Genomic DNA, 24,510 nt, shown 5'->3' on the forward strand with positions numbered 1-24,510 from the left:
CGATCCGCCCGCGCCTCAGCCCTTTGGCGCCGGATCGCCCGCCGCGATCACGTTCGCCTGCTGCTGGATGCGCAGGCCATCGGAGAAGGTGAAGGTGAAGGTGATCTGCCCGCCCGGCTTCACGCTCGGGTTCACGTCGAACAGCATCGCGTGCTGCCCGCCGGGCGCGAACCGCACCTTTTGCGACGCCGGCACCCGCACCTGCCGCACCGCATCCATCGCCATCGCCCCGCCGGGGCCTGCGGGCTTCATCTCATGCATCTCGGTGCGCACGGCGACATCGGTGGATACGTCGATCAGCGTCGCATCCGCCGGGCCGCCGTTCAGCGTGAAATAGCCAGCCGCCGGGCGACCGGGCACCGCCGCCAGCCGCACCCATGCGTCGGAAACCGAAAGCTGCTTCTCCTGCGCGCACCCGGCAAGAGCCGCGGCGACGACGGCGAAAGTAGCGGCAATACGCACGGCGCGTTTCTCCCGTAACGGAACAGCAAGTGAGAGCTAGCGCGCAGACCTTCTTGCGGCAAGGCGCACGACACCTATATCGCGCCGGTCAACACCGTTTGCGCGTCGCCGCTTCACGGGACGCGGACGTAATTAAATGTAGGGGCTAGAAGAGCACTCATGGCAAAAGTTATCGGTATCGACCTTGGCACCACCAATTCATGCGTTTCGGTCATGGAGGGCGGGAAGCCCAAGGTGATCGAGAATGCCGAAGGCGCGCGCACCACGCCGTCGATCGTCGCCTTCGCCAAGGATGGCGAGCGCCTGATCGGCCAGCCGGCGAAGCGCCAGGCCGTCACCAACGGCGACAACACGATTTTCGCGGTGAAGCGCCTGATCGGCCGCCGCTTTGACGATCCCGTCACCAAGAAGGATACCGAACTGGTTCCCTATCACATCGTGAAGGGCGCGAACGGGGACGCATGGGTTCAGGCTGGCGGCAAGGATTACAGCCCGTCGCAGATTTCCGCCTTCATCCTGCAAAAGATGAAGGAAACCGCCGAATCGTTCCTCGGCGAAACGGTGACGCAGGCGGTGATTACCGTCCCCGCCTATTTCAACGACGCGCAGCGCCAGGCGACCAAGGATGCCGGCCAGATCGCTGGCCTTGAAGTGCTGCGCATCATCAACGAGCCGACCGCCGCCGCGCTCGCCTACGGGCTGGAGAAGCAGGACGGCAAGACGATCGCGGTCTATGACCTTGGCGGCGGCACGTTCGACATCTCGATCCTCGAGATCGGCGATGGCGTGTTCGAGGTGAAGGCGACCAACGGCGACACCTTCCTGGGCGGCGAGGATTTCGATTCCACCATCGTCCAGTATCTCGCCAGCGAATTCCAGAAGGCGGAGGGCATCGACCTCACCAAGGACAAGCTCGCGCTGCAACGGCTGAAGGAAGCAGCCGAAAAGGCGAAGATCGAGCTGTCGTCGGCGCAGACCACCGAGGTGAACCTGCCCTTCATCACCGCCGATCAGAACGGGCCGAAGCACCTCGTCAAGACGATCACCCGCGCCGATCTGGAGCGGCTGGTCGAGGATCTCATCAAGCGCACGCTTGAGCCGTGCCGCAAGGCGCTGGCCGATGCCGGCATGAAGGCTGACGAGATCGCCGATGTCGTGCTGGTCGGCGGCATGACGCGTATGCCGCGCGTGCGCGAAGTGGTGAAGCAGTTCTTCGGCAAGGAGCCGCACACCGGGGTCAATCCCGATGAGGTCGTCGCGATGGGCGCCGCGATCCAGGCCGGCGTGCTGCAGGGTGACGTGAAGGACGTGCTGCTGCTCGACGTGACCCCGCTGAGCCTCGGCATCGAGACGCTGGGCGGCGTGTTCACCCGCATGATCGACCGCAACACGACGATCCCGACCAAGAAGTCGCAGACCTATTCCACCGCTGACGACAATCAGCAGGCGGTGACGATCCGCGTCTTCCAGGGCGAGCGCGAAATGGCGGCGGACAACAAGCTGCTCGGCCAGTTCGATCTGGTCGGCATCCCCCCTGCCCCGCGCGGCGTGCCGCAGATCGAGGTGACGTTCGACATCGACGCCAACGGCATCGTCAACGTCTCCGCCAAGGACAAGGGCACCGGCAAGGAGCAGCAGATCCGCATTCAGGCCTCCGGCGGCCTGTCGGATAGCGACATCGACCAGATGGTCCGCGACGCGGAGCAGTTCGCCGAAGAAGACAAGAAGCGCAAGGCGGCGGCGGAGGCGAAGAACAACGCCGAAAGCCTGATCCACACCACCGAGCGCCAGCTTGCCGACAATGGCGACAAGGTCGACGAGAGCCTGAAGGGCGAGATTCAGTCCGCGATCGACGCCGCCAAGGCCGCGGTCGAGGGCGGTGACCCGGAGGCGATGAACGAAAAGAGCCAGGCGCTCGCGCAGGTCGCGATGAAGCTCGGTCAGGCGATCTACGAGAAGCAGCAGCAGGCCGAGGCTTCGCCGTCGGGCGCTGGCGAAGCCGCTGGTGCGGCTGCCGGTGGCGAAGACGTGGTCGATGCCGAATTCTCGGAAGTGGACGAGAACAAGGCGTAAGTGACGTGATCCGCGATCGTCGTGCCGGTCTTGGCCGGCATTTCAGGCAGCATCCCGTGTCGCCAGAAGCCCCGGCATCCGCCGGGGCGACGGTCGCCGGAACACTCGGCGGGGGCCGTGAATGACCGAAATCGACTATTATGAGTTGCTGGAGGTCGAGCGCGGCGCCGATTCCGCAACGATAAAATCGGCCTATCGCAAGCTCGCGATGAAGCACCATCCCGACAAGAATGGCGGGTGCAAGGAAAACGAGGCGAAGTTCAAGGCGGTCAACGAAGCCTATGACTGCCTGAAAGACCCGCAGAAGCGCGCGGCCTATGATCGCTTCGGTCATGCCGCGTATCGGAACGGCGGCGGTGGCGGCGGCGGCGCGGGTCCGCAGGATTTCGCGGGCTTTTCCGACATTTTCGAAAGCGTGTTCGGCGAATTCATGGGCGGTGGCCGTGGTGGCCGCGCGCAGCCGCAACGTGGCGCCGATCTGCGTTACGACATGGAGATCACGCTGGAGGAAGCCTATCACGGCAAATCCACCGAGATAACGGTCGATGTCACCGCGGCCTGCGAGAGCTGTCACGGTTCCGGTGCGAAGCCCGGCACGCACGCGCACACCTGTTCCACCTGCGCGGGCCATGGCAAGGTCCGCGCGCAGCAGGGCTTTTTCGTGGTCGAGCGCGCGTGCCCGGTGTGCAGCGGCTCGGGCCAGGTGATCGACGATCCATGCCGCGATTGCCGCGGCGACGGGCGCGTCGAGCGGACGAAAACGCTCAGCGTCAATATCCCCGCCGGCGTCGATGAGGGCACGCGCGTCCGCATGTCCGGCGAGGGTGAGGCTGGTCCACGCGGCGCTGCCGCCGGCGATCTCTACATCTTCCTCCACCTCAAACGCCACCCGATCTTCGAGCGCGAGGGCACCACCCTGTTCGCGCGCGCGCCGATCAGCTTCACCACCGCGACGCTTGGCGGCCTGTTGTCCATCCCCGGCCTCGACGGCCGAACCCATGAGGTGAAAATTCCGGCCGGCATCCAGTCCGGCAAGCAATTGCGCCAGCGCGGCGCGGGAATGCCGGTGCTGCAGGGGCGCGGCCACGGCGATCTCGTGATCCAGATCGACGTGGAGACCCCTACCCGGCTATCCACACGCCAGCGCGAACTGCTAGAGATGTTCCGGGAAACCGAAACCGGAGAGGAATGCCCCGCGACACAGGGTTTCTTTGCCCGGCTCAGGAATGCCTTTGCGGGGGATTGACGAGTAGGAGCTGCACCATGCGAATCCTGTTACCAGCCGCCATCGCGATCGCCGCGCTCGCCGCCCCCGGCGCCGCGCGCGAGCGCAACGAGGTTCCCGTCGCGACACCGGATGGCAAGCCGCAAAGCTGCGTGCCGATCATGAGCCTTCGGGAAAGCCTTGTGCGCAACGACAAGGTGATTGATTTCCACATTTCGGGCGATCGCTATTATCGCGTCACGCTACCGCAATCCTGCTCCGGGCTGGGCTCTGAACGGCGCTTCACTTATTCCACCTCGCTCAGTCAATTGTGCTCCACCGATATCATTACGGTGCTTTACCAAAGCCCGCCGATGCGTGGCGCAAGCTGCGGTCTGGGGCAATTTCAGCCGGTAAAGATCGCAAAGCGATGAAGCCTCTGGCGTTCGGTCAAAGCGCCTGCTAGGCGCCCCAGACCACGCACCCGTAGCTCAGCTGGATAGAGCGCTGCCCTCCGAAGGCAAGGCTAAGTCAAGCGCGCTGTGGGCGATGGTAGAAAAGATCGAGGAAAACCAAGCGATTGGGGAAACTCGAAGGAAGCAGAGAAACTGCTTCCGTGGTCACGGAAGCGCCGCGGAAGCAAACTGAAGGAAGCTGTAGAGTACGAACGACCACAATCGGCAGTGCCTCGGGCTCGCACCGTTTGCGATCGTTTGAAAGTTGGAATCGAGATTGACCCTGGTCGTCCTCGGACACTATCTGAAGATCAATGCACCCATAGCTCAGCTGGATAGAGCGCTACCCTCCGAAGGTAGAGGTCTCAGGTTCGAATCCTGATGGGTGCGCCACCCTCCTTGAATGTTGGCTAGTCTAGCGGGTAAGAGCGTTGGCTCCCCCCACACGGAATCTCCCCTCTTTTACGAGCAGAGCTTGTGTTTGATCGTGGCGCGAAGCCCGATGACCAAGCATCAATTTCGTACGCCACATCAAGATCGGCTCGAGCTGTTAGTCCTCTCAGCCCGGTAACAACAGCGTCCCCTGGCCAGCCACTCGTCTGAAATACATATACAAACTTCGGGCAGACTCGTGAGCTGCCCTCTCATCGCGAAGATCATCACGAAGGCAAGATCGTCGCAGATCGCGCGGTGATCGGCTATGGAGTTCGACTGAAGCCTATGTTTGCGAGAGCTTGGATTGGCCCTCATCGAACCAAAGATCATTGCTCCCGACAGCTCGCATTGGGCGAAGTGGCTCGACGCGGCCTCAGCGAAGGACAGCGATCGGCGTCAGAGGGCGCGTGCGCTGCATGAGCGGTTGATGGGGCTGGGTCGTATCCCACTCTTGTCCTGGCATCATCTTGAGGAACTGCTGGGCGGCGAGGATGACGACGCCGCCCGCGCGCGGGTCGCCTTTCTCCAGGACCTACCCATGCTGGCCTATATTCGGCTACCCAAGGATGAGGTCGGGCTCGGGTCGATTGCGCAGGTGCTGGCGGCCGAAGCGATCGCAGCCACCGAAGGACATGGCGATCTCATTTCAATCCGCGACCGCGCCCGCGAGCTGTTGCTGAAGACGGGATCGGGCACGCAGGCAATCGGCGAAGAGACCTGGATGTGGGAGGTGGTGCGGCCGATGCTGCGGTCCCGCAAGGGCAAGACCGACATGATCGCGGCACTCAGTCCGTTGCGGACGTTCGACGAAAACCGGACGATCGGCGAGTTGGCCAAGTCGGCGATCAATCCGCCCGGCCAGATGCGCGCGCAGCTCAATCGGATTCACGCGAAGGCGCTGCAGGAGGCAACGCAGAGCACTGGCGGCGATGCCGCGCGTGCACGTGTCATGGCCGATGACTTCGTAGCGCAGGTCGTCGCCATGATGCCTCCGCCGGGCACAACGGTACGTGAACTGCTGGTATCGACGCTCGTCGGCCAGGGCCTGGACGAGGACGAGGTCCGGGACGAATATGTCCTCGCCGATCTTAGTCGGCTGGCGCTATTCAGAAGCCAGCTTCGGGTGGTGGCGTCGGATACAGGACGGTCGTTCGAGGCGCTCAAGAAGGTGCCGATGGATGTGCTGCCCAGCCGGATCATCGGCGAGGCGCTCCGGACGCATGGTCAACCGAGGCCGCTCCGCCCCGGGAGCGACCTCAACGATGGCTATCTTGGGGTCCTCGCCGCCTATTGCGCGGTCCTGTATGTCGACAAGCGCACCGCCGAGGACTTCTCGCGCGCGCAGCGCAAGGAACCCCGGCTGAAGGGGTTAGTCGGTGAGATCAGCAAGGCCGCGGACTTCGAGGCGCTGCTAGGGCCTATTCCATGCTGATCGCACTCAGGGGCGACGACCGGGCGCGGATCGAAGCGGCGCAGGCAGCCAAGGGGCCAGCCTATGCCTGCCCAGGCTGCGGCGAGCCGGTGACGCTAGCGAAGGGGCGCATCCGCCGGCCCTATTTCGGGCATCGGCCGGGGGCGGTCTGCAGCTATGCCGCGCTTGAAACCTGGGAGCATCAGCAGGCCAAGGAGGACTTTGCCGCCGCTTATCGCGCGCGCAGCCTATCGTGCGATGTCGAGGTAGAGGTGCTGTCGGTCGACGGCGATCGGCGCGCCGACGTGCTGTTGCATGCGCCGGGCGAGGCCTATCGCGTGGCGCTCGAGGTGCAGCATAGCACGCTCGACTATGCCACCCTGGAGCGACGCACCGGCGCCTACTTGGCCGCAGGTGTTGCGGTCATCTGGGTGCCAATCCTCATCCGGAAGCGTCTCGGCGAAACGAACCGGATCGCAGGGACCGAAATATTCTATGTGAGCCATTATTCGGCGCCTCCCTGGCAGCTCTGGGTCCATGACCTCCAGGGACAGCTATGGTTCTATGACCCGGTGACCCGCGGAGTTTGGCGCGGGATGCTCGACAATTGTATGCTCTACCGGAATCCGACGTCCTGGTTCGCAGACGGCGACGAACATAGCGCCGGCGGACATTGGTATGCGTCGGAGCGTTGGAGCAGCCTCTTCCTCCAGGGGCCATTCAGCCTCTCTCAACTCCGGGCGCGCCGCGTGAAGTGGGCCCCTCGCAAGCGGCGCAGCTATTCCCTTCCCGGCGGGATCGGCGCCGACTTCGTGCTAGCCGACGAGCCTGCGGACTATACTATGCCGGTGCGGATCGCCGCTGCCGAGACCGAAACGGCACGCGGCTTTCACTATTATCGTGTAGAGCATCGAGTCGATAACGCTTGGGTCGGCGTATCTCTTGCAGAAATGCCCCTTCCAGACACCGTCCGGGAAATCGTGCCCAATGTCATGAGCTTGAAGGCTTTGCGAGCCGAAACATGAAAATAGCAGAACGAGCAATCGAAAAACTAGCGAACCAGATGCGCATTTATGCAGAGGAAAACGTAAGGTTCGACGCGCTGAAGAAAGTCGACCTCCAGGAAGCAATCGACAATCTGGACCGCAAATTTGAGGCCAAACTAGAAGCCTTTCACAGCCTCTACGACGTAGATAAAGCGGCCTTTGACTATTTTGAGCATGCTGATACGGCGGTAGTTTTGCTATTGCGAAACGCAATTCACCACAGAGATCATGAGTTGTTTTCGAGTTGGAATGCGACAATGGCCCAGGAAGGAGGTCCATTGAGGTTCTTGGGAGCCGAATTTCTGATAGCGAGCCACCATGTTGCTGGTGACGGACATGTGGGTAATCAACTTTACAAGGCAGAGGACTTCCTTTTACGGATCGACAGCGGGCTAAATTCACCCGCTCTCGAAAGCAAAATGAACGCGAAAAACCGGGTCAAAATTCTGGAGCAGTTGAGTACGGACCTCGGGTTCAACGAGTTGTTTGCCAAGGCAAGCGCCGAACGTTATCCAACCGGGCAAATTTATTTGAACGTCATACCGATATTCATTTCTGCCGTTTGCAGAACATTCAAAAGCCTGAAAGCCAGAGGAGTAAACTTCGCCGGGTTCGATGCAAGAACATATGAGATGCACTTTACAGATGAATTGAAAGTCGACCTCTCGGTGCTTTCCTACAAAATGATTCGAATACGCTAGTCGCCCGCGACGTTCACGGCACGGTATTGCTGTCGCAGAATGCCGACGATGAGATAGGCCCTTCGCACCCAGGAATACGAGTTCGGTGGCCGCTAAGGCGATCGAGGTCGCGCTATCCTGCGTCTGACCCATCCCTGCCGAAGCAGATCGGCCAGGAAGAGGTCCTAGTTCTCTAGCTGCGGCACCCTGATCGCCGCGCCGATCAAGGCGCACACGCATTGCTTTGCCGAGGGTCTCAATCCAAGGCCAACATTTTGACGCGGCCTATTTAGGATTGGCTCCACCAAGATTTCAGTTTGGAAAGCAAGAGGGACGACGCTCCCGCCAATTCATCAAATACCCTCCTGATCCAGCTTGGCGGCTTTGGCACGTAGAGTTCCGCATCGCGACGATCGCGCGCTTGAACAGCTTGGATAATCTCCAGGGCCATTACAGGTGCCCATTGAACGCGGTTCGCGCTGATCCAATAATGGGAGCGGCAGGGAAAGCTCCAGTTCCCAATCGATGGTGTTAGGGACACCTTCGCCGCACGCTCTGTAATCCGCCATTTTGCCGGGTTAAGAGGCGTCACGACTTCGCGCTCACACCCGCAGCAACACAGATGTGATGCGGTCGCGTATCGCCGCGAAATATACAGGACGCCCGGTTCCAGTCGGTCCGGGATGAATTCGACGAATTCCGGCCTGAGGTGCGATGCGCCCGTCATTCGGCACCTTCGTGCACAATCTCCCCGGACCCGATCGAATAGCCGGTATAAAAGTGACCGCGCGCCTCGCGATAGACCCCGAACAGCTGCTTCCACCGCATGACGGCAAGCGAAGCGTTGAACGAGTTCAGCTCGGCGATCTGAATGTTCGTGGCGTATTCGTTGGCCCCGCCGTCATCATCGGCATAGGAGATGTGAGGCGCCGCTTCTTCGCGGGTTTCCGCCGTGCTGGTCGTCAGGCGCACGATGCCGCCGAGCTGCCCGTCATTGAGCAGTACGCCCATGCCGACGTCCACGAACGGGGTGCCGTTAGCCACCAGGCGATGAACGACGGCCCGCTTGACGGGTCCCCGGTCGAGGCAGACGAACACAAAGTCCAACCCGTCGAGCAGCGCGACATTCGCCTCGTCCAGGAAGACATCGTGCGCGACGATGCCCTTATGCATGTTCGAGTATAGAGCCGCGAAATAGGAAACTTTCTGCGGCTTGTTCTCAAGGTCTCCGAGCGACGGTGCTCCCGGCGCACGGAACGCGTTGTGCTGGGAGAAAACATCGCCGTCTATGATCCGGATTTCGGTCACCGCCGTCTTCGCGACAAGGTCCAGAATGTAAGCGCCCGTTCCGCCGAGTCCGGCGATGCCGATGCGCTGACCGGCGATCTTGCCGTTGACCGCCCCGATACCGGCGCGGCTCGTCGCCGTGTCGACATACCTGAAGACGCAAGTATCATCGTCCGCAGGAATGGCCGGATACGTGCGCGCACCCACGCTGTCGTCCAGCTTGTGGGCCTCGCCCGCAATGCGCGCGATGTAGCTCGTCATCTTGTGATGGTAGTCGCGGTAATCCGCCTTCGCCGAAAACGTATGCTCGGCCCGGACGCCGTCGCCAAAATCCTGGGCGACGGAGCTGTTCTGGATGGCGGTGATCTTGCTGCCATCACTGTGACACGGGTGCGCGCCGGTCCAGTAGGCGACATGATCCGTCGGCTTGACGGTCTTGTCACCGGACAGCTCCAGCCGTGAAATCAGAACACCCAAACGAATGGTTGCCGACGAGTCGACATACGGAACGTCCCTGACGAGCAGGTAGCCGCCCCGTATGTCGAGGTCGTAACCCTCGTTCTGAAGCCGGAGAAGGTCCGGACTAAGAGCGATTGGTCGACGTGACATCGAATTCCATCCCTTCCTTGATCTTGACGGACTGGCCCTCGACGAGCGTACCCGCGGGCTTGTTGCCGTGGCCGCGTGTGTACTGGACCGTGTACTGGATGCCGTCGCCGGTCGGCGGGTTCTCGAAGGCCAGGGCGATGACCTCTTCGAAGGTCAGAACCTCCTTCTTCGGCAGCGTCTTCGGACGGCCATTGACGATAATGGTGACGGTCTTCGGCCGTTCTTCGGGGCTGGGAGCATTCATGGGTTAGCCTTTCTGGCGGACAGCCGCCGGTAGGATGCTCGGTTACAATTGCGATCTAGCAATCAATTTGATATTATGATCCTTAGAATGAAATTGCAAGTTCGCAATCAATTTAATTTTCGCAACGGAGAGAGCATGACCGACCGTTTTGACAGCGACGCCTTCTATGCGGCCCTGAACGCCGCGCGCCTCAGCCGTCAAAAAACCTGGAAGGACGTAGCCGAGGAGGCCGGGGTCAACGCATCCACCCTGTCCAGAATCGGTCAGGGCGCGAAGCCGGACGTCAATGGCCTAGCGGCGCTTCTGTCCTGGTCAAACCTCAAGGCAGAATTATTCATCCGGGGCGGCGAGCAGCAGGAAGCCGAGCCGATCGCCAAGATCACGGCCCTGCTCCGTGCGGACCCGAAACTATCGTCGAACAATGCCAAATTGATCGAGGAGATCGTAATCAGCACCTACAATAATCTGCGGGATAAATGAGTTGAGCTGGCGACGCGGATTCAAAACTGAAGCTAATCGCATCGCTCTGCGGGTACGTGCGCAGATGGGCTTGCCGCCGGAAGCGCCCATCGATCCGGTGCTGGTCTGCGAGCGCTATGATATCCAGCTTATCAAGCTCAGCGATCTCGACAGACAGTCGCCGTTCCTCAGAACCAACAACTCATGCTTTTCTGCCGTGACGGTGCCTTGCGGCCTTAACACGGCGATCGTGCACAACGACTCGCATCATCCCTATCGCCAGCGCAGCAACATCTGCCACGAACTAGCGCACTGTTTTCTAGGCCACGAATGCACTCCGCCGCTGACCCCTGAAGGCGAACGCGCCCGTGACGGCAGCGTTGAAGCCGAAGCCAACTATCTCGCGGGTACGCTGCTGCTGACCAATGAGGGGGCATGGCACGTGATGTGCCGACAGCTTGTGGCCGAAGCGCAGCATCTCTATGGCATCAGCGGCGCGATGCTCAATTACCGTCTGCGCGTAAGCGGCGCGCAAACGCGGTACAGCCGTTCCGGTGCGTATCTGCTCGGCGCGCGCTAGGTTCTGATCGGGATTTCAATGACTGGCCGCAGCGGCTCCAACTGGGTCGCGTATTTACGAACCACCTGGTCGTAGAAGTCGGCAATGCCCTTTGCCCGCACCGTAAGCGCCAGCGCGTAGGGCAGCTTCTCCGCGGGCGTGAAGTTTCGGCCCTCCAAGCGGGCGTTATAGTGAATGTCGAAGCAGGGATTTTGCAGGCTCGACCCGCGAAACTTGCGGGTGGCGTGCAGGCAGTTTTCCCACTTCCACGCGTCCCGCCGCAGCTCCTCCTCATCGCCGCCGGAACGGACGCTTGAGAAAAAGCTCTTGGAATCGGCGTGCAGCTGCTCCTCGTTTTTGTATTTCCCGTCGTGAGGCCGGAACGTGACGTCGAGTCCGGCGCGCGTGTAGTTGCCCGGGTGGTGGGGATCGGTAAGGCACTTGTAGGACAACGTAGCGGTGATTTCGGCGTTACCGGCAATCCCGCCCTCCGGCAGCGGGATCGGCGCCCGGATGTATTTCGTCGGTGAAATGTCACCCTGGTAGATGACCCTGATTGTATCGTCGTCGCAGACGACAATGTCTTCGAGCGTCTGCGCGACGCGGCCCCAGCCTATCTCCCGGTGAGAATGGTCTGACGCTTCGGTCGAATGGATCAACAGCGTGCGCACGGCAAGCAGGCCAATGCTACTGCCGAAGTGCGCTCTTATGCCTGCGCCCAGGCGCAATGTGCTGGGTGCTGCGAAGGATGTGCCGCCGGTGGCTTCAAGGGCAAGCTTGCTGCCTTCACCGACCACGAGGAACGGTCTTTGCAGCGATCCGCCGAACTGAACGAGATCGGGCTTCATCAGGCCGGGGCTTCGTCCCGGTCCGACCGAACTGTAAGGCGCTCTGGCCCATGTCTCACCCGGTGAATCGGCGGCACCGACAGCCAGCGCATTCACGCAGTCCGACGGCACCTGCACGCGGTTGAGGCTCAGTTCTTCATCGCCTTCACCGTTGTTGCCGACCGCGACGGCGGCAAGCGTGTCCGCGCGCGCGAAGCGGTCATCAAGAACAGCGGTCCACGCGTGAACGTCATCGTCTTCGATGGTGAGAGACGGTCCAATGCTCAGATTGACGAAGTCATAGTGTTTTTGGTCCAGCGCGCTCGTTATGCGACCAAGCACTTCATACAGCTCATGCAGGTTCTGGCTGGGATCGCCGTCGAGGACCCGGTAGTGATCGACATTTGAGTAGGGCTGCGGGAGCGGCTTTGACGGATCAATCGAGCCGAACAAAAACGCAGATGTCACCCCAGTTCCGTGATTGAGAAATTCGTCGACGGCGAGGCCGGTGCCGACGATTTCATAGGGTGATGCCCAGGCCGACAGGGGATGCGACGGCGGCAAGCCGCCGTCGAAGATGGCGACGTTGATCGAGGGGTCCATAGCGGCGACAGGCGGCAGCTCGACGGCGACAGAAGGAATACCGGAGGTGCGGAATGCCGGTTGCAGGACACGCAGTTGTGGCATCTGCCGGACGGCGCGGACGATGGAGAACAGGGCAATCGATTCGGCGAGCGCGGCCGGGGCCTCCAACTCGACGAAGCATAGACCGCCCGCATAGAAGCGGTGGTTCAGACGGGCGTCGACGCCGAGCCCCCGCAGATAGCTACTGAATTCCGGCAGCATGGCACGCTCGCCATCCATGCCTTCCGTATGAAGGACGACCTCGAAGACGGTGTCCCCGCGCGCGGGGATGATCCCCTTGATCTTGTCCGCAACGCTTTGGGCTTCGATCGCCTCCAGCGTCATCAGATCCTTTGCGACCTGCGTGCCTTCGACGAGGCGGCCCATGGACGACTGCCAGTTTGCAAAGGCCTGCTTCGTCCCCATGACGAAGAGTTCGGTCGTCAGGGCTTCTTCAGGTGGTCGCCCTTTGGAGCGCTGCGCGGGCGTGATGCGCCGCGGCTTGCTACCGACGGGGGTCAGGCCTGTCTGACGGAGCAGCTCCGACGGGAAATAGGACTTGGCGATGAATTCCGGGTTCAGAACAACAGCTGCCACGGCCTGACCTTGCGGACAGGCCTGATCGGGCAAGGCCCTGATCTGACGGACGGTGTCATTGAGCATGGGTGCAAGACGGCCGCGCGCCTGCTGGAACGTATACGGCGTGATCTTCGGCCCTCCGCCCGAACGCACCACGACGTCCTGCGTGAGCCGCTCGCCCTTGCCGAGAAGGAAGTTTTGTTTAGCCATCGCGCTTACCCCCGTTTACTTTGCGCGGACGGTTCTTGGCGGTCCGGGCGCGAATGGTTTCCCGCGCGACGCCGGTGACTTCATGGGCCGCGCGCTGCGAAAGGACCCCCGCGCTGACAAGCTCTGCCGCAAGCGCGATGCGATCGTTCTTCGTGCCGGACTTGCCGTTGACGAGCCCGACCAGATGATCGTCAAGAGGCTCACCCAGTAGTGCCGCTTTCCGGCGCACTGACTTCAGCTCGCGGTCGATATCGCTGAATGACTGTCCTTCGAGCGCGATCGTAAGCACGCTTGCCCAGCTTTCTGTCTGCGCGCTGAGCGGCGCGAGCGCGGACATGAGATAAGCATGGATAGCTTCGCGATCCGGAAGCGGAAACTCCAGCGCCAAATCAAAGCGTCTCCAGATCGCCGGGTCCAGCAGGTCCGGGTGATTGGTGGCGGAAACCAGTAGTCCTGTGGAAGGCCAGTCGTCGACTTGCTGGATAAGCACGGTGACGAGGCGCTTCAGCTCCCCGATTTCTCCGCGGTCGTCGCGACGCTTGGCGATGGCATCAAGCTCATCGAGCAGCAGCACGCAATCCAGCGTCTTGGCATAATCGAGAACATGCCGCAGGTTGGTACCTGTACGGCCCAAATAGCTGCTCATCACGGCAGCCAGATCGAGAATGAGAAGAGGCCTGTTGAGCTCGCGGGCAAGCCAGCGCGCCGCAAGCGTCTTGCCTACACCGGGAGCCCCTGTGAACAGAACGGTACGGCTCGGTTCAAGACCAGCTTTCTGAAGGCTCTCGATCCCTTTGCGTTCAGCCACAAGGGCATCGAGCGCTGCCTGTACCGTACCGGAATAGACCGGCTCGTGGTCCAACACCGGATGCTCTTCAATCCGCAACAGATGGAAGCGGGTATCGACATCGACGGGAAGGACGGCCTCCGTCTGCCGCCGCAGCGGCGAGGCGCGTGTGGGCGACTCGCGCAACAGAGAGGCGAGTGCAGTCGCCATGGTAGGTGCATTGTCCCGATAGCCTTTGGCAAAGCGATGGAGGAGCGCCATCACGTCTTGCGGCCGCCCGGACAGCGCCACGCGCGCCAGATGCACCATATCTTTTTCGAGCTTGTTCTCTGCTGTTGCCACGCGCCGCCTTCTCCAACTTGGGACATGGGCAGCATATTCTACGATGGAAGACTTTCCAATACGACAATTTGTTTTTCTTCCACTAATCGTATAATTTATTGATATCATTATATATTTTTTGGAAGAAAGTGCCAAATGGGCCTTTGGCCTTTCTAGTCGATGGGCTCCGCCTCGTGGCAGGCAAAGGAGGCGGGGCAATATCCCCGACCTTCCGAGTAGCTGAGAGTGAACCTTTTCGTAGGCCCCCGCGCCTGACGATGGTCCATCCGTAGACCATATAAATGACATATGAGCTGTTTATGAACCAATTCGCAATGCGTGGGTTGCTACAGTCGACGGCCCGCCTATAATGATCCATTAATGGGCCGTGAAATCAATTTGCGGGCCATTTATGGACCAGATCAATGGCAAAGCCAGAAACAAGGGCCTATTCCTCCTACAGCCGCGACGCGCTGAAGCTGCTGGCCCAGATGATCCGGCGCGCGCGGATCGAGCGGAAGCTGACCACCCAGGAGCTCGCGGACCGCGCGGGGATCTCCCGCGGTCTCGTTCAGAGAATCGAGCGCGGCGACCCCGGCTCCGCAATCGGCGCGGTATTCGAGACCGCCGCCATTGTCGGGGTGCGCCTGTTCGATGCCGATCAACCGACGATGGCGGCTCATCTGTCCGCGAACAATGCCACGCTCGCCTTGCTGCCCAAATCAGTGCGCCCCTCGGGAAAGGTGAAGGATGACTTCTGAACAGCGCTATGCGGAGGCGTATGTATGGTCTTGGTTGCCGGGACAGACGCAGCCTGTGGTCGCGGGTCGCCTCGCCCGCGAGGGCAGCAACTTCCTGTTTAACTACGGCCGCAGCTATCTCGCCCGCGAAGACGCGATCTCGCTCTACGAGCCAGAGCTTCCCTTGCGTGCGGGCGTCCTGCCGCTCCCGGCGGGACTGTCGATGCCCAATTGCCTGCGTGATGCCGCGCCGGATGCCTGGGGCCGCCGCGTCATCATCAATCGACGGTTGGGAGCAAAGGCCGGCGCAGCCGACACAGCCGATCTCGATGAACTCACCTACCTGCTGGAATCAGGGTCCGACAGGGTTGGTGCGCTCGACTTCCAGATATCGGCCTCGAAATATGTGCCGCGCTCTGCATCCGCCGCGCCGCTGGGGGAATTGCTGAACGCCGCGCGGCTGGTGGAAGAAGGTGTCCCGCTGACGCCGGAACTGGACGCCGCCCTGCTGCACGGCAGCTCGATCGGCGGCGCTCGGCCGAAGGCTCTGATCGATGACGGCGACGAGAAGTACATCGCCAAATTCTCTTCGCAGACCGACGTCTACAGCGTCGTAAAGGCGGAGTTCATCGCGATGCGGTTGGCGGCGCTGGTCGGCCTCGATGCGGCGCCCGTCAGGCTGGCGCATGTGGCGGGCAAGGACGTGTTGCTGATCCGGCGCTTCGATCGCAGGAAAATTGACGCCAGCTGGGAGCGCTTCGCGATGGTCTCAGCTCTCACTCTTCTCGGCCTCGACGAGATGATGGCGCGCTATGCCAGCTATCAGGAGCTAGCGACGATCATCCGGCATCGTTTCACCGATCCCAAGCCAACATTGCGGGAGCTGTTCTCCCGCCTCGTGTTCAACATCCTGTGCGGCAATACCGATGACCATGCACGCAATCATGCTGCGTTCTGGAACGGCAGTGCGCTGTCGCTGACACCGGCCTACGATATCTGTCCGCAAGGCCGCACCGGTCGAGAAGCCAGCCAGGCCATGTTGATCGACGGCGACCGGCGCTTCAGCCAGATCGCGGTATGCCTGGATGCCGCGCCGAGCTTCATTTTGTCTCGCGACGAAGCGACCGCGATCGCTGCGGCGCAGATCTCGACCATCAAGGAGCAATGGCAGGCGGTGTGCGACGAGGCCACATTGAGCGTCGTCGACAGAGAATTGTTCTGGCGACGACAATTCCTAAATCCCTTCGCTTTCGATGGCGCGCCCGAAACTCTGAGCAACCTTGCTCGCTAAGCATTGCTAGAGCGTGACGTCCCCTTCGATCTCCGCGTCAAGGTCGACTTCCATGCGTTGCGTCAGCACCGTCGCCCGATCTAGCAAAGCAGCGGGCATAGCGACGACGGACTGCTCGGAACGTTGGACGAAGTCCTCATCAAGACGTGTGAGAACTTGCTCCTCGAACGAAAGGGGTTCGGCGGGCGTCCTATCTCGGGTCTGCTCAAGCGCGTCGATGTCCTCGTTGGTCAGGCCGATGCGGCGGCTCTGTTCGGCCAGCATGCTGCCAAGGCGCTGGCGGGTTTCAGAGCGAGAGTGTCGATCCTGAGTCATGCCGCCAAATCCTCCTCAGCTATCAGACCATCTTCTGGTGTGCTGCTCATCTTCTTTAAGAACCGAGCTAACGTAGCCTTCCTGGCGCCACGGTCGAGCGCATAGGACGTCTGCTTAAATTCTACGCCATCAAGAAGCCCTTCAATATATCCAGAGATCGTATCGGCCGCCATGATCAACGCCGCGTCCAAGGTATGAATATATTTGCTTGTGACGGTGCCCCGAGAGTGCCCGATCAACGCTGCGATCGTGGTCTCCGTAAAGCCCAGGTCATTAGCCAGGCTCGCAAAACTATGACGAAGGACATGCGGCGTGACATCTGCCAAGGTCGTACTCTGGAAAATCTTCTCCCAATGATTGGGAAAGCTGCCGAACGCGTTGTCCTCCGCACCACCTGGGAAAACATAGGTCCTTGAGATCTCCGAGTTCCGCTCTTCCAGGTACTCCACCACGGACAGACCAATCGGACGGACGGATGCTCCCTCCTTGCTGTCAGCGAGGCGCAAACAGCTTGACTCAATGTCGACATCTTCCCAGCGAAGCGCCACCATCTCAGATCGACGACATCCAGTGAGCGCGAGTTGCCGAATGATATCCACGGTCATCCGGTACTTGTCGTTCTTGCTTGCCGCCTGGAGGATAGAGCCGAGCTCTCGATACTCGGCGTCACCGAGGCGTCGGGTTCGTACGTTATCTTTTGGCCGTCGAACCCCGTGCGCGGGATTTGTTTCTATGATTCCCGCCTCGATAGCATAGGTCAGTATACCGCTGAGAAGTCCAACGGTACGCGAGGCAGCTCCCGCACCGCCTCGCACGATGGATTTGCCCCGCAGCTTTCCTGTCTTGAAGCTGCAATTGGTTTTGCCAGCGATCACATCTTTCAAGACCTTATTGATATCCGCTTTGGTGAGGTCCTTCACCCGTCGCGTCCCGACCAGCGGGATGATGTGACGGTGGATTCGACCGATGTCGCTGAGGACGGTTGTCGGCTTCTTCGGTCGTCCGCCTTTTCCCATGATCAAGCCGGCGTTCAGGTCCTCGAGATAGAGTTCGCACAGCTCCTTAATCGTGATTGCTTTGTGATTAAGCTGCCGCTGGTCCGACGGATCTTCACCGCCCGCTATCTTGCCGAAGAGGACCCTCGCCTCCTGTCGTGCAAGCTCCGGCGTCCAGAATCCGTGTAGCCCGATCGTGAATCGGCGGGAGCGGCCGGCGAACCTGTAATGAATGACGTAGCTACGCTTGCCTGAGGTATAGACCCGAAGCCCCAGACCAGGCAGTTCGTCGTCCCAGATGAAGTAATCTTTCTCCCGCGCTTTGGCGGAATCCGCAGTACGTTTTGTAAGTTTTGGCATGTGTTGTGACCGGCCTTTTCCTTGGCGAACGCGCCAAGGAAGCGCCGGGAACGAGGAGCGACAAAGCGCACCTCACTGGTCTGATCTGCTTGGCGAGATTCGTGTTTAGTTTCAGCGTATTGCACGGGGCAGCGCGGTTGCGCTAACCTATGGCGCTGACCATATCCCTCCGAAGGTGGAGGCCACACGTTCGAATCGTGTCGGGCGCGCCAACATCCTGATCGCAGCGATAGCGGCCAGCGGCGGCCAGATGCGGAATTTGCGTAGCGTTCGTTGCAGAATTCGCTACGTCGCCCCTCCGTCCAACGTCGGTTTGTGGGCAGAGTCCCGACGTTTCGACGAAGCAACTCGCCGCCGCCATAACCCGGTGTTTAAGAGCGGATTTTTTTGACTTCCTGAACACGAAACTCTGGCCGCTATTAGAATGCCGACCTTCGGGAGATCGAACGAAAAATCGGACTTTCGTTCACGTTGGCTCCGCCGCGAAACCGGTCGTTCATTCAGGAAGAGGCTCCGATCGGAATGGGCTAAGGCGGCGCGGTGCTCATCCGCGAAACATATTGATAGCTGGATCGTGCGCCGGCCCGCCGGGGGGCATAGACGGGCCGGCGCCTGCGGCTGGCTCAGCGACGGGGGAGCTTTGCCAGGGCAGCCTTGTAAGCGGCGTAATGCGTGCCCTCGTCGACCGCGATCTGGCGGAACATCTGCGCCACCTTGGTGTCGCCGGCCGCCTCCGCCTCCTTGGCGAAATTCACGTACATCGTGACATTCTCGTAGTGCTCGCCCTTCATGGCGTCCTCGAGGTTCACGCTATTGGTGCTGCCGAGCCGCAACGCCTGCGCTTCGCGATCGAAATGCTCGTTGGCCTCGACGTTGGCCGACGCGCGGAAGAGCTTGGCGAGTTCGGGCTTGCCCGCCGCCTGCGCCTGCTCGGCATACCGCAGATACTTCAGGTTGGCATAGGCCTCCCCGTGCATTGCGGCTTCGAGGTTCGCTCGCGTGCTGGCGGCCAGCGGACGGGTCGGCGCCGACGGCGCGGCGGTCACGCTGACGGCGAAAATGGTCGCGGCACTAGCGGCGGCGACGATCAAGGACTTTATCATGGTCAGTTCTCCATTGCCGCCGGAAATGCGGCTGCCCCGCTATCGACCCGGGTCCTGACGGCGACCTGACAGGCTGACAGAAACGCATTTTCAAGACGTCGGAAAAACTCGCTGCGCCGTCAGGTTTCGGTCAGGCGCTCCTGCGATCTCCGGGCCATCGAGGCTATCCCGCCTCTGACAGGAGTTCGTTCGATGATCCGATTTGCCCCCCTGAAGGTTGCAGCCTTTCTCGCCGCCGTTGCAGCCGCGCCGATGGCGATGGCGTCACCCGTCTGCACGAAGGCACCCCAGGCCAAATGGATGACACCGGCACAGATGAAAGGCCGCGTCGCCAAGATGGGCTATCGCGACGTCAAGGTCTTCCAGGTGTCCGGCAGCTGTTACGAGATCTACGCCCACACCAAGGACGGCAAGCGCGCCGAGGTCTATTTTAACCCGGTGAACGGTGCGGTCGTTCAGAACAACGTCGATTGACGATGGACCACGTCGCTCCAGCGGCTCCTTCCCAAGACCCTGCTCGCAGCCGCGGCAGGGTCAAGGTCTGGGACCCGATCGTCCGCCTCTTCCACTGGACCGTGGCCGGAGGCGTCATCGCCAACCTGACGTTCCTGAAGCACGAGGAAACGCCGCATATCTATGTCGGCTACGCAGTCGTCACGGCGCTGGCGATCCGGCTGATCTGGGGCGTCATCGGCCGGCGTCACGCCCGGTTCGCCAGCTTCGTGCCCAGCCCGTTCGAGTTGCTGCGCTATTTCCGCGCGATGGCCGCCCGGCGCGAGCCGCGCTACATCGGGCACAACCCGGCCGGAGGTGCGATGATCGTCGTCCTTCTTGTCCTGCTGGCGACGGTGGGTACCAGCGGATGGATGATGGGGCTCGACCGGTTCTGGGGTGTAGGCTGGGTGGAGACGTTGCACGAAACCGCTGCCAATGTTCTGATCGGCGCGGTGGCGTTGCATGTCATCGGCGCGATCGTTGAAAGCGTGCGGCACCGCGAAAACCTGCCGCTGGCGATGGTCACCGGCTACAAACGCGCACCAACGGGGACCGACATCGACCATGCGCCTGCTCCTGATTGAGGACAACGCCCGGCTCGGCAGCCTCGTTCGCGAGGGTCTGATCCCCCAGGGTTTTGCGGTCGATTGGGTCGAGACCGTCGAGGACGCCGATCTGGCGATGAAGGTGGCGACATATGATCTGCTGCTGGTCGACCTCGGTCTGCCCGACGGAGACGGCCTGGACATCGTCCGCCGCTCCCGCCGAGACAAGAATGCGACGCCGATCCTTGTCCTGACCGCGCGGAGCGGCCTCGACGATCGCGTCACCGGACTGGACGCGGGCGCCGACGACTATCTGGTGAAACCGTTCCAGATCCCGGAACTCGCGGCGCGGTGCCGTGCCCTGCTGCGACGGCCCGGGGCGTCGCTCGGCACCCAGCTCGCCGCGGGCAACGTCGTGCTCGATTGTGCCTCGCGGTCGGCCGAGGTGGGCGGCGCAGCGATCGACGCGACGCCGCGGGAGATCAACCTGCTCGAGGTTCTGCTCCGCCGCGCCGGACACGTCGTCGCCAAGCCGGCGCTTGAGAACACGCTTTATGCGATGGATGCCGAGGTGACGCCCAACGCGTTGGAAGCAGCGGTATCGCGGCTGCGCAAGCGCCTGACGGCCGCCGGGGCGGACGTGCAGGTCCGCACCGTGCACGGCGTCGGCTATGCACTGTTCGCGCCGAGCGTATCCCGTGAGTAGGACGGGCACCGTCCGGCCGGGGCGACGGCCCCCTACGCTGTTCCGACAGATCGCGGCGCGTCTGGCGGCGTTCACGCTGCTGTTCGCAGCGCTCGACGTCGGGATCGTCGTGTTCACCTACAGTCGCCAGCCCGAATCGCTCGCGCAGGAACTGCTGACGCTTGAAGCGGCAAAGGCTCAGGCAGGCGGCGTGCTGTCACCCGACCTGCTGGCCGGACCGCCGGGGGCCGAATCCTGGTCCGCGCGCTATGTCGAACCGGGATCGCCCGAACTCCGGCGGGTAGGGGAAACCGGGATCGACGGCGCTTCGACCCTGGTCGACTGGACGCGGCGCGAACAGGTTCCTGGCGGCTATCGGATATCGGGCGTTCGCGCGATCGATCGCGGCAACGAGCGGCGATGGCTGGCGATGCAGTTCGAGGGCGACGGCATCCGCCCCTATGTGCCGGTGATCGTGAACGAAATCATCCAGCACGTAATGCTGCCGCTGATCCCGCTGTCGCTGTTGCTGTTGCTGTTCAACGCCTTCGCCGTCCGCCGCGTGCTCCAACCGCTTCGCCATGCCGAGCGCGAAGTGGACGCGCTGAAACCCGACAACACCCTGCTTCGCCTTTCCGAGCCGAGTGAGCCGCGAGAGGTCAATACGCTCGTCAGTGCCGTCAATCGGGCGCTCGGCCGGCTCGATGCAGCGATGGCGACCCTGCGGGAGTTCACCGCCAACGCCGCGCATGAGCTGCGCACGCCGTTGTCGATCATGCAACTATCGCTCGACCGGCTCCCCGCAGGCAGGCAGCGGGACGAACTGCGAGCCGATGCGCGACACCTGACCCGCCTTGTCGAACAGATGCTCGATCTCGCCCAGGCCGACGCGCTGGCCGTGGATGGCCACGTGGCCGTCGATCTCGCCGACATCGGCCGAGACGTCGTGGCCGCGATGGCGCCCAAGGTGTTCGCCGCGCAGCGTGATCTCCGCTTCGAGAGCTTCGGGGACACCGCGGCGATGGGGCACCCCGAAGCGATCTTTCGCATCTATCGCAACCTGATCGACAACGCGCTGTCACACGCGCCCGGCGTCACGCCCATCGACGTGACCGCGGGACCCGGCCCACAGCTGGCAGTCCGTGATTACGGGCCGGGGATCGCGGAGGTCGACCTTCCTCACGTCTTCGACCGCTTCTGGCGCAAGGATCGCCGCAGCTCTGACGGAGCGGGACTTGGGCTCGGCATCGTTCAGCGGCTGGCTGAGGCGCATGGCGGAACGGTCACCGTCGAAAACGCGGCGGGTGGTGGTGCTCTGTTTCGCGTCCAGCTCAATCTCGCGCCCTGATTCTGAGACGCACCGATCTGCCTGCGCCGACCCGTCAGGCATTCGTCAGGACTGAGGTGCAGTGACGTCTCGGGAAGGAGACGATCATGGACAACACCGCAGCAGCGACGCCTACGACCTCGAGAACGATACGAGTTTGGGACCTTCCAATCCGCATCTTCCACTGGTTGCTTGTAGCGACAGTCCTCGTCGCCTTTTTGTCGGCCGAGGAAGAAAGTGCGCTCGCATCATGGCACGTCACGGCGGGCTGGGTCGCCGCCATCCTCATCGTGTTCCGGGTCGTCTGGGGTTTTGTGGGCGGTGAGCACGCGCGCTTCGCTCAATTTCTCAAACCTTGGCAAATCGGACATCATCTGACGTCGCTGACCTCATCTGTTCGACATCGATCGGTCGGCCACAACCCGCTGGGTGGGATCGCAGTCATTGCTCTGCTCACGGTCGTAGCATCAGTCATATATTCCGGGGTACGGACAAACGGCGACGCTGGCGAAGGGCTGCATGAAGCGTTTGCCAACGCCTTGCTCGCGTTGGTCGCGGTGCACGTGTTCGCCGTGATTGCGATGTCGATGCTGACGCGGGAGAACCTCATCACTGCGTTCATCACTGGCCGGAAGCGCGCCGACCTGCACCCCGACGTTGCCGACGCGCATCCGCCGATGCCATTGGCTGTGCCTGTGGCAGGTATTGCGGTCGGCCTCGCTGCCTATTCCATCATGGCGGCGGATCCTGCGGCATATACACCGGGCGTTCGCGCCGAAGCTGGCGAGGGCTTCGATCGTGGCGATCGTGATTAACCCAAAAGCCGATCGAAGAGGAAACGCACGTTGACTCGTCTAGCATTTCACAGAGAACGCCACCTTGTCTCCAGAATCGGCTGGCTGAGGGCCGCCGTGCTCGGCGCCAATGACGGTATCGTTTCCACGGCGAGCCTCATCATCGGCGTCGCCGCGGCGGCTGCCAAGCCCTCGGACATTTTGATTGCCGGCACGGCCGGGCTGGTCGCCGGCGCTATGTCGATGGCGGCGGGTGAATACGTCTCCGTCAGTTCGCAGTCCGACACCGAAAAGGCCGAACTTGCCCGGGAGCGGGCGGAGCTGGTGGGCGATGTGGATGCCGAGATCGATGAGCTCGCGGCGATCTATGTCGCACGAGGCGTGGATCGCACTACGGCCGACGCGGTCGCGCGTCAGCTGATGTCCAAGGATGCCTTGGCGGCCCATGCGCATGACGAACTCGGGATTTCGGACATGACGGTTGCCCGCCCAATCCAGGCGGCACTTACATCAGCGGCGACCTTTTCCGCTGGTGCAGTGCTCCCGCTCGCGTTGGTGGTGTTCGCGCCCGCCGGCCTGTTGATCGTGATCGAGGCAATCGCTTCACTGCTGTTCCTCGCCCTCTTAGGAGCGGTCGGCGCCCGGACCGGCGGCGCTCCGGTTTGGGTCGCGACGATCCGTGTCACTTTCTGGGGCGCGCTGGCGATGGCACTGACCGCGGGTATCGGCCGCTTGGTTGGTACTGCTGTGTGATTTGTAGGCGCTCGGGCCGTTACACGATCAATGACCGGTTTCAGGAAATTTTAGTCATCGCCCTGAATGGCTTAAATTGCATCGCTATGCTGATTGTCCGCTGCGAACAGCGTGGCCGGCAGCCTCGGAGGGGCCGGACACCTCTTGGATGAGATGGGAGCGGCTGAGGTCTGGTCGGAAGCCAACGACCGAAATGCGATTGAGTAACCCGACCTGTCCGGCTGAGAATGGACTGTCCAACGCCCAGCGAACGATCCGCGGCGGAATAGCGCTGCGGGCGGCGGCAACCGGCGTCCGACGGCGACTTTATCGTAGGGCAAACGGCGAGATGTATTCGTTATGTTTATCTGGCGCGGGGCGCCATTCTCCTTGTGAGATTGGCTCTTTCCCCCACACATTGTCCTTGTTATTTCTGTAGCCCGCCGTCCGGCCATATCAGCCGGCACGCCTGCAGCGCCGTGCGCGCGGCAGCAATTCGGGCCAGCGCCTTTACACTCGCCCTTGAAAGTGAAGGCGCGTTCTAACTTTGAGTCAATCGAACGCCACGCCGATGCGCGTAGCGCTCCGCCAGACTATTCGACACTGCGAGCAAGCGCCGCCAGGTTCTATTTTCAGCTCGAAGGCATCCGGAATGTTCAGGGCAGCAGGAACTTCGAGGCAGGCGCCTGTGTCCGACAAGTTTCGGACAACGCAACTTATCACGGACGATCGCTGATTGAGAATGATCTTCCCCGTCAACAGCGTGCGGCGACGGCGATTGGTGCGACGCTCCGTCATAACTAACACCAAACGACGCCGCAGGCGGTTGTCGCTGCCCCGCGTCTCGCCTCGACGG

Annotated in this window: 26 protein-coding genes and 1 tRNA gene; 17 read left to right on the forward strand and 10 right to left on the reverse strand. The window is 61.8% G+C overall.

All coding sequences use genetic code 11. The annotated features are described in order from the left end of the window. Positions 1-15: 15 nt before the first annotated feature. Entirely contained in the window at positions 16-462 is a 447-nt protein-coding gene (locus Q0316_RS06975; protein WP_298670812.1) for a copper chaperone PCu(A)C, read from the reverse strand. A 159-nt stretch (positions 463-621) separates the two neighbouring features. On the opposite strand from Q0316_RS06975, the gene dnaK reads away from it, so the two are divergent. The 7 genes from dnaK to Q0316_RS07010 all read left to right on the forward strand — a co-directional run bounded on the left by dnaK (position 622) and on the right by Q0316_RS07010 (position 7,787). After that, positions 622-2,535 (forward strand): molecular chaperone DnaK, encoded by a 1,914-nt coding sequence (gene dnaK / locus Q0316_RS06980; RefSeq protein WP_298670813.1) that lies wholly within the window; start codon positions 622-624, stop codon positions 2,533-2,535. Positions 2,536-2,656: 121 nt separating this feature from the next. Beyond that, positions 2,657-3,781, forward strand: a complete 1,125-nt coding sequence (dnaJ, locus tag Q0316_RS06985) for a molecular chaperone DnaJ (RefSeq protein WP_298670814.1) — start codon at positions 2,657-2,659, stop codon at positions 3,779-3,781. A 17-nt stretch (positions 3,782-3,798) separates the two neighbouring features. After that, the gene (locus Q0316_RS06990; protein WP_298670815.1) at positions 3,799-4,173 is read left to right on the forward strand and encodes a hypothetical protein; all 375 of its coding nucleotides are present in this window, start codon (positions 3,799-3,801) and stop codon (positions 4,171-4,173) included. 337 nt (positions 4,174-4,510) lie between these two features. Then, positions 4,511-4,587 (forward strand) — tRNA-Arg (locus Q0316_RS06995). A gap of 346 nt (positions 4,588-4,933) precedes the next feature. Beyond that, a complete protein-coding gene (locus Q0316_RS07000; RefSeq protein WP_298670816.1) occupies positions 4,934-6,061 on the forward strand; it encodes a hypothetical protein in 1,128 nt (375 codons plus the stop codon). Beyond that, the gene (locus Q0316_RS07005) at positions 6,055-7,065 is read left to right on the forward strand and encodes a competence protein CoiA family protein (protein ID WP_298670817.1); all 1,011 of its coding nucleotides are present in this window, start codon (positions 6,055-6,057) and stop codon (positions 7,063-7,065) included. Before Q0316_RS07000 ends, Q0316_RS07005 begins: the two co-directional genes overlap by 7 nt. Continuing rightward, entirely contained in the window at positions 7,062-7,787 is a 726-nt protein-coding gene (locus Q0316_RS07010; protein ID WP_298670818.1) for a hypothetical protein, read from the forward strand. The genes Q0316_RS07005 and Q0316_RS07010 overlap by 4 nt, the downstream gene beginning before the upstream one ends. Before the next feature lie 268 nt (positions 7,788-8,055). Here the strand turns inward: Q0316_RS07010 and Q0316_RS07015 are convergent, their stop codons facing one another. The 3 genes from Q0316_RS07015 to Q0316_RS07025 are packed head-to-tail and all read right to left on the reverse strand — an operon-like array spanning position 8,056 to position 9,906. After that, positions 8,056-8,493 carry a DUF6527 family protein gene (locus Q0316_RS07015; protein ID WP_298670819.1) on the reverse strand — a complete coding sequence of 146 codons (438 nt, stop codon included), beginning with the start codon at positions 8,491-8,493 and terminating at the stop codon, positions 8,056-8,058. After that, entirely contained in the window at positions 8,490-9,662 is a 1,173-nt protein-coding gene (locus Q0316_RS07020; RefSeq protein ID WP_047558538.1) for a ThiF family adenylyltransferase, read from the reverse strand. The genes Q0316_RS07015 and Q0316_RS07020 overlap by 4 nt, the downstream gene beginning before the upstream one ends. Continuing rightward, positions 9,637-9,906, reverse strand: a complete 270-nt coding sequence (locus tag Q0316_RS07025) for a multiubiquitin domain-containing protein (RefSeq protein ID WP_047558535.1) — start codon at positions 9,904-9,906, stop codon at positions 9,637-9,639. Before Q0316_RS07025 ends, Q0316_RS07020 begins: the two co-directional genes overlap by 26 nt. A 135-nt stretch (positions 9,907-10,041) precedes the next feature. Between Q0316_RS07025 and Q0316_RS07030 the strand changes: the two genes are divergently transcribed. Then, positions 10,042-10,386 (forward strand): hypothetical protein, encoded by a 345-nt coding sequence (locus Q0316_RS07030; protein ID WP_298670820.1) that lies wholly within the window; start codon positions 10,042-10,044, stop codon positions 10,384-10,386. A gap of 1 nt (position 10,387) precedes the next feature. After that, complete coding sequence (locus tag Q0316_RS07035) at positions 10,388-10,945, forward strand: ImmA/IrrE family metallo-endopeptidase (protein WP_047558529.1); 558 nt, start codon at positions 10,388-10,390, stop codon at positions 10,943-10,945. Here Q0316_RS07035 and Q0316_RS07040 read toward each other — a convergent pair. Together Q0316_RS07040 and Q0316_RS07045 are read right to left on the reverse strand one after the other, a co-directional pair. Next, positions 10,942-13,164 carry a S8 family peptidase gene (locus Q0316_RS07040; RefSeq protein ID WP_298670822.1) on the reverse strand — a complete coding sequence of 741 codons (2,223 nt, stop codon included), beginning with the start codon at positions 13,162-13,164 and terminating at the stop codon, positions 10,942-10,944. The genes Q0316_RS07035 and Q0316_RS07040 overlap by 4 nt on opposite strands. Further along, positions 13,157-14,293 (reverse strand): AAA family ATPase, encoded by a 1,137-nt coding sequence (locus tag Q0316_RS07045; protein ID WP_047558523.1) that lies wholly within the window; start codon positions 14,291-14,293, stop codon positions 13,157-13,159. The genes Q0316_RS07040 and Q0316_RS07045 overlap by 8 nt, the downstream gene beginning before the upstream one ends. Positions 14,294-14,697: 404 nt before the next feature. Between Q0316_RS07045 and Q0316_RS07050 the strand changes: the two genes are divergently transcribed. Both Q0316_RS07050 and Q0316_RS07055 read left to right on the forward strand, forming a co-directional pair. Then, positions 14,698-15,033, forward strand: a complete 336-nt coding sequence (locus Q0316_RS07050; protein WP_298670825.1) for a helix-turn-helix transcriptional regulator — start codon at positions 14,698-14,700, stop codon at positions 15,031-15,033. Further along, complete coding sequence (locus tag Q0316_RS07055) at positions 15,023-16,303, forward strand: type II toxin-antitoxin system HipA family toxin (RefSeq protein WP_298670826.1); 1,281 nt, start codon at positions 15,023-15,025, stop codon at positions 16,301-16,303. Before Q0316_RS07050 ends, Q0316_RS07055 begins: the two co-directional genes overlap by 11 nt. Before the next feature lie 6 nt (positions 16,304-16,309). Here Q0316_RS07055 and Q0316_RS07060 read toward each other — a convergent pair whose 3' ends face one another. The 3 genes from Q0316_RS07060 to Q0316_RS07070 all read right to left on the reverse strand — a co-directional run bounded on the left by Q0316_RS07060 (position 16,310) and on the right by Q0316_RS07070 (position 19,064). Beyond that, a complete protein-coding gene (locus Q0316_RS07060; RefSeq protein WP_298670827.1) occupies positions 16,310-16,618 on the reverse strand; it encodes a hypothetical protein in 309 nt (102 codons plus the stop codon). Next, on the reverse strand, positions 16,615-17,973 hold the full coding sequence (locus Q0316_RS07065) for a site-specific integrase (protein WP_298670828.1): 1,359 nt from the start codon (positions 17,971-17,973) through the stop codon (positions 16,615-16,617). Before Q0316_RS07065 ends, Q0316_RS07060 begins: the two co-directional genes overlap by 4 nt. A gap of 623 nt (positions 17,974-18,596) precedes the next feature. Beyond that, positions 18,597-19,064 (reverse strand): acyl-ACP desaturase, encoded by a 468-nt coding sequence (locus Q0316_RS07070; RefSeq protein ID WP_287459754.1) that lies wholly within the window; start codon positions 19,062-19,064, stop codon positions 18,597-18,599. 204 nt (positions 19,065-19,268) lie between these two features. Between Q0316_RS07070 and Q0316_RS07075 the strand changes: the two genes are divergently transcribed. The 6 genes from Q0316_RS07075 to Q0316_RS07100 all read left to right on the forward strand — a co-directional run bounded on the left by Q0316_RS07075 (position 19,269) and on the right by Q0316_RS07100 (position 23,675). Beyond that, positions 19,269-19,550, forward strand: a complete 282-nt coding sequence (locus tag Q0316_RS07075; protein ID WP_066707254.1) for a PepSY domain-containing protein — start codon at positions 19,269-19,271, stop codon at positions 19,548-19,550. Between the two features lie 2 nt (positions 19,551-19,552). Continuing rightward, complete coding sequence (locus Q0316_RS07080) at positions 19,553-20,155, forward strand: cytochrome b/b6 domain-containing protein (RefSeq protein WP_287459757.1); 603 nt, start codon at positions 19,553-19,555, stop codon at positions 20,153-20,155. Then, positions 20,136-20,822 carry a response regulator transcription factor gene (locus tag Q0316_RS07085; RefSeq protein WP_287459759.1) on the forward strand — a complete coding sequence of 229 codons (687 nt, stop codon included), beginning with the start codon at positions 20,136-20,138 and terminating at the stop codon, positions 20,820-20,822. The genes Q0316_RS07080 and Q0316_RS07085 overlap by 20 nt, the downstream gene beginning before the upstream one ends. Then, positions 20,815-22,149 carry a HAMP domain-containing sensor histidine kinase gene (locus Q0316_RS07090; protein WP_298670836.1) on the forward strand — a complete coding sequence of 445 codons (1,335 nt, stop codon included), beginning with the start codon at positions 20,815-20,817 and terminating at the stop codon, positions 22,147-22,149. Before Q0316_RS07085 ends, Q0316_RS07090 begins: the two co-directional genes overlap by 8 nt. Positions 22,150-22,235: 86 nt before the next feature. Beyond that, positions 22,236-22,943, forward strand: a complete 708-nt coding sequence (locus Q0316_RS07095) for a cytochrome b/b6 domain-containing protein (protein WP_287459763.1) — start codon at positions 22,236-22,238, stop codon at positions 22,941-22,943. A gap of 30 nt (positions 22,944-22,973) precedes the next feature. Beyond that, positions 22,974-23,675 (forward strand): VIT family protein, encoded by a 702-nt coding sequence (locus Q0316_RS07100; RefSeq protein WP_287459765.1) that lies wholly within the window; start codon positions 22,974-22,976, stop codon positions 23,673-23,675. A 531-nt stretch (positions 23,676-24,206) separates the two neighbouring features. Here Q0316_RS07100 and Q0316_RS19715 read toward each other — a convergent pair. Beyond that, on the reverse strand, positions 24,207-24,452 hold the full coding sequence (locus tag Q0316_RS19715; protein WP_367179651.1) for a PilZ domain-containing protein: 246 nt from the start codon (positions 24,450-24,452) through the stop codon (positions 24,207-24,209). Positions 24,453-24,510 lie beyond the last annotated feature (58 nt).

The organism is uncultured Sphingomonas sp. (genome assembly GCF_937871615.1).
Classification (GTDB): Bacteria; Pseudomonadota; Alphaproteobacteria; order Sphingomonadales; family Sphingomonadaceae; genus Sphingomonas.

Coding starts and splice junctions, on each gene's coding strand:
- Q0316_RS07085 (WP_287459759.1), top strand. CDS start 20,136: ATGCGCCTGCTCCTGATTGAGGACAACGCCCGGCTCGGCAGCCTCGTT.
- dnaJ (WP_298670814.1), top strand. CDS start 2,657: ATGACCGAAATCGACTATTATGAGTTGCTGGAGGTCGAGCGCGGCGCC.
- Q0316_RS07010 (WP_298670818.1), top strand. CDS start 7,062: ATGAAAATAGCAGAACGAGCAATCGAAAAACTAGCGAACCAGATGCGC.
- Q0316_RS07075 (WP_066707254.1), top strand. CDS start 19,269: ATGATCCGATTTGCCCCCCTGAAGGTTGCAGCCTTTCTCGCCGCCGTT.
- Q0316_RS07065 (WP_298670828.1), bottom strand. CDS start 17,973: ATGCCAAAACTTACAAAACGTACTGCGGATTCCGCCAAAGCGCGGGAG.
- dnaK (WP_298670813.1), top strand. CDS start 622: ATGGCAAAAGTTATCGGTATCGACCTTGGCACCACCAATTCATGCGTT.
- Q0316_RS06990 (WP_298670815.1), top strand. CDS start 3,799: ATGCGAATCCTGTTACCAGCCGCCATCGCGATCGCCGCGCTCGCCGCC.
- Q0316_RS07015 (WP_298670819.1), bottom strand. CDS start 8,493: ATGACGGGCGCATCGCACCTCAGGCCGGAATTCGTCGAATTCATCCCG.
- Q0316_RS19715 (WP_367179651.1), bottom strand. CDS start 24,452: ATGACGGAGCGTCGCACCAATCGCCGTCGCCGCACGCTGTTGACGGGG.
- Q0316_RS07055 (WP_298670826.1), top strand. CDS start 15,023: ATGACTTCTGAACAGCGCTATGCGGAGGCGTATGTATGGTCTTGGTTG.
- Q0316_RS07005 (WP_298670817.1), top strand. CDS start 6,055: ATGCTGATCGCACTCAGGGGCGACGACCGGGCGCGGATCGAAGCGGCG.
- Q0316_RS07040 (WP_298670822.1), bottom strand. CDS start 13,164: ATGGCTAAACAAAACTTCCTTCTCGGCAAGGGCGAGCGGCTCACGCAG.
- Q0316_RS07060 (WP_298670827.1), bottom strand. CDS start 16,618: ATGACTCAGGATCGACACTCTCGCTCTGAAACCCGCCAGCGCCTTGGC.
- Q0316_RS07080 (WP_287459757.1), top strand. CDS start 19,553: ATGGACCACGTCGCTCCAGCGGCTCCTTCCCAAGACCCTGCTCGCAGC.
- Q0316_RS07025 (WP_047558535.1), bottom strand. CDS start 9,906: ATGAATGCTCCCAGCCCCGAAGAACGGCCGAAGACCGTCACCATTATC.
- Q0316_RS07095 (WP_287459763.1), top strand. CDS start 22,236: ATGGACAACACCGCAGCAGCGACGCCTACGACCTCGAGAACGATACGA.
- Q0316_RS07030 (WP_298670820.1), top strand. CDS start 10,042: ATGACCGACCGTTTTGACAGCGACGCCTTCTATGCGGCCCTGAACGCC.
- Q0316_RS07050 (WP_298670825.1), top strand. CDS start 14,698: ATGGCAAAGCCAGAAACAAGGGCCTATTCCTCCTACAGCCGCGACGCG.
- Q0316_RS07020 (WP_047558538.1), bottom strand. CDS start 9,662: ATGTCACGTCGACCAATCGCTCTTAGTCCGGACCTTCTCCGGCTTCAG.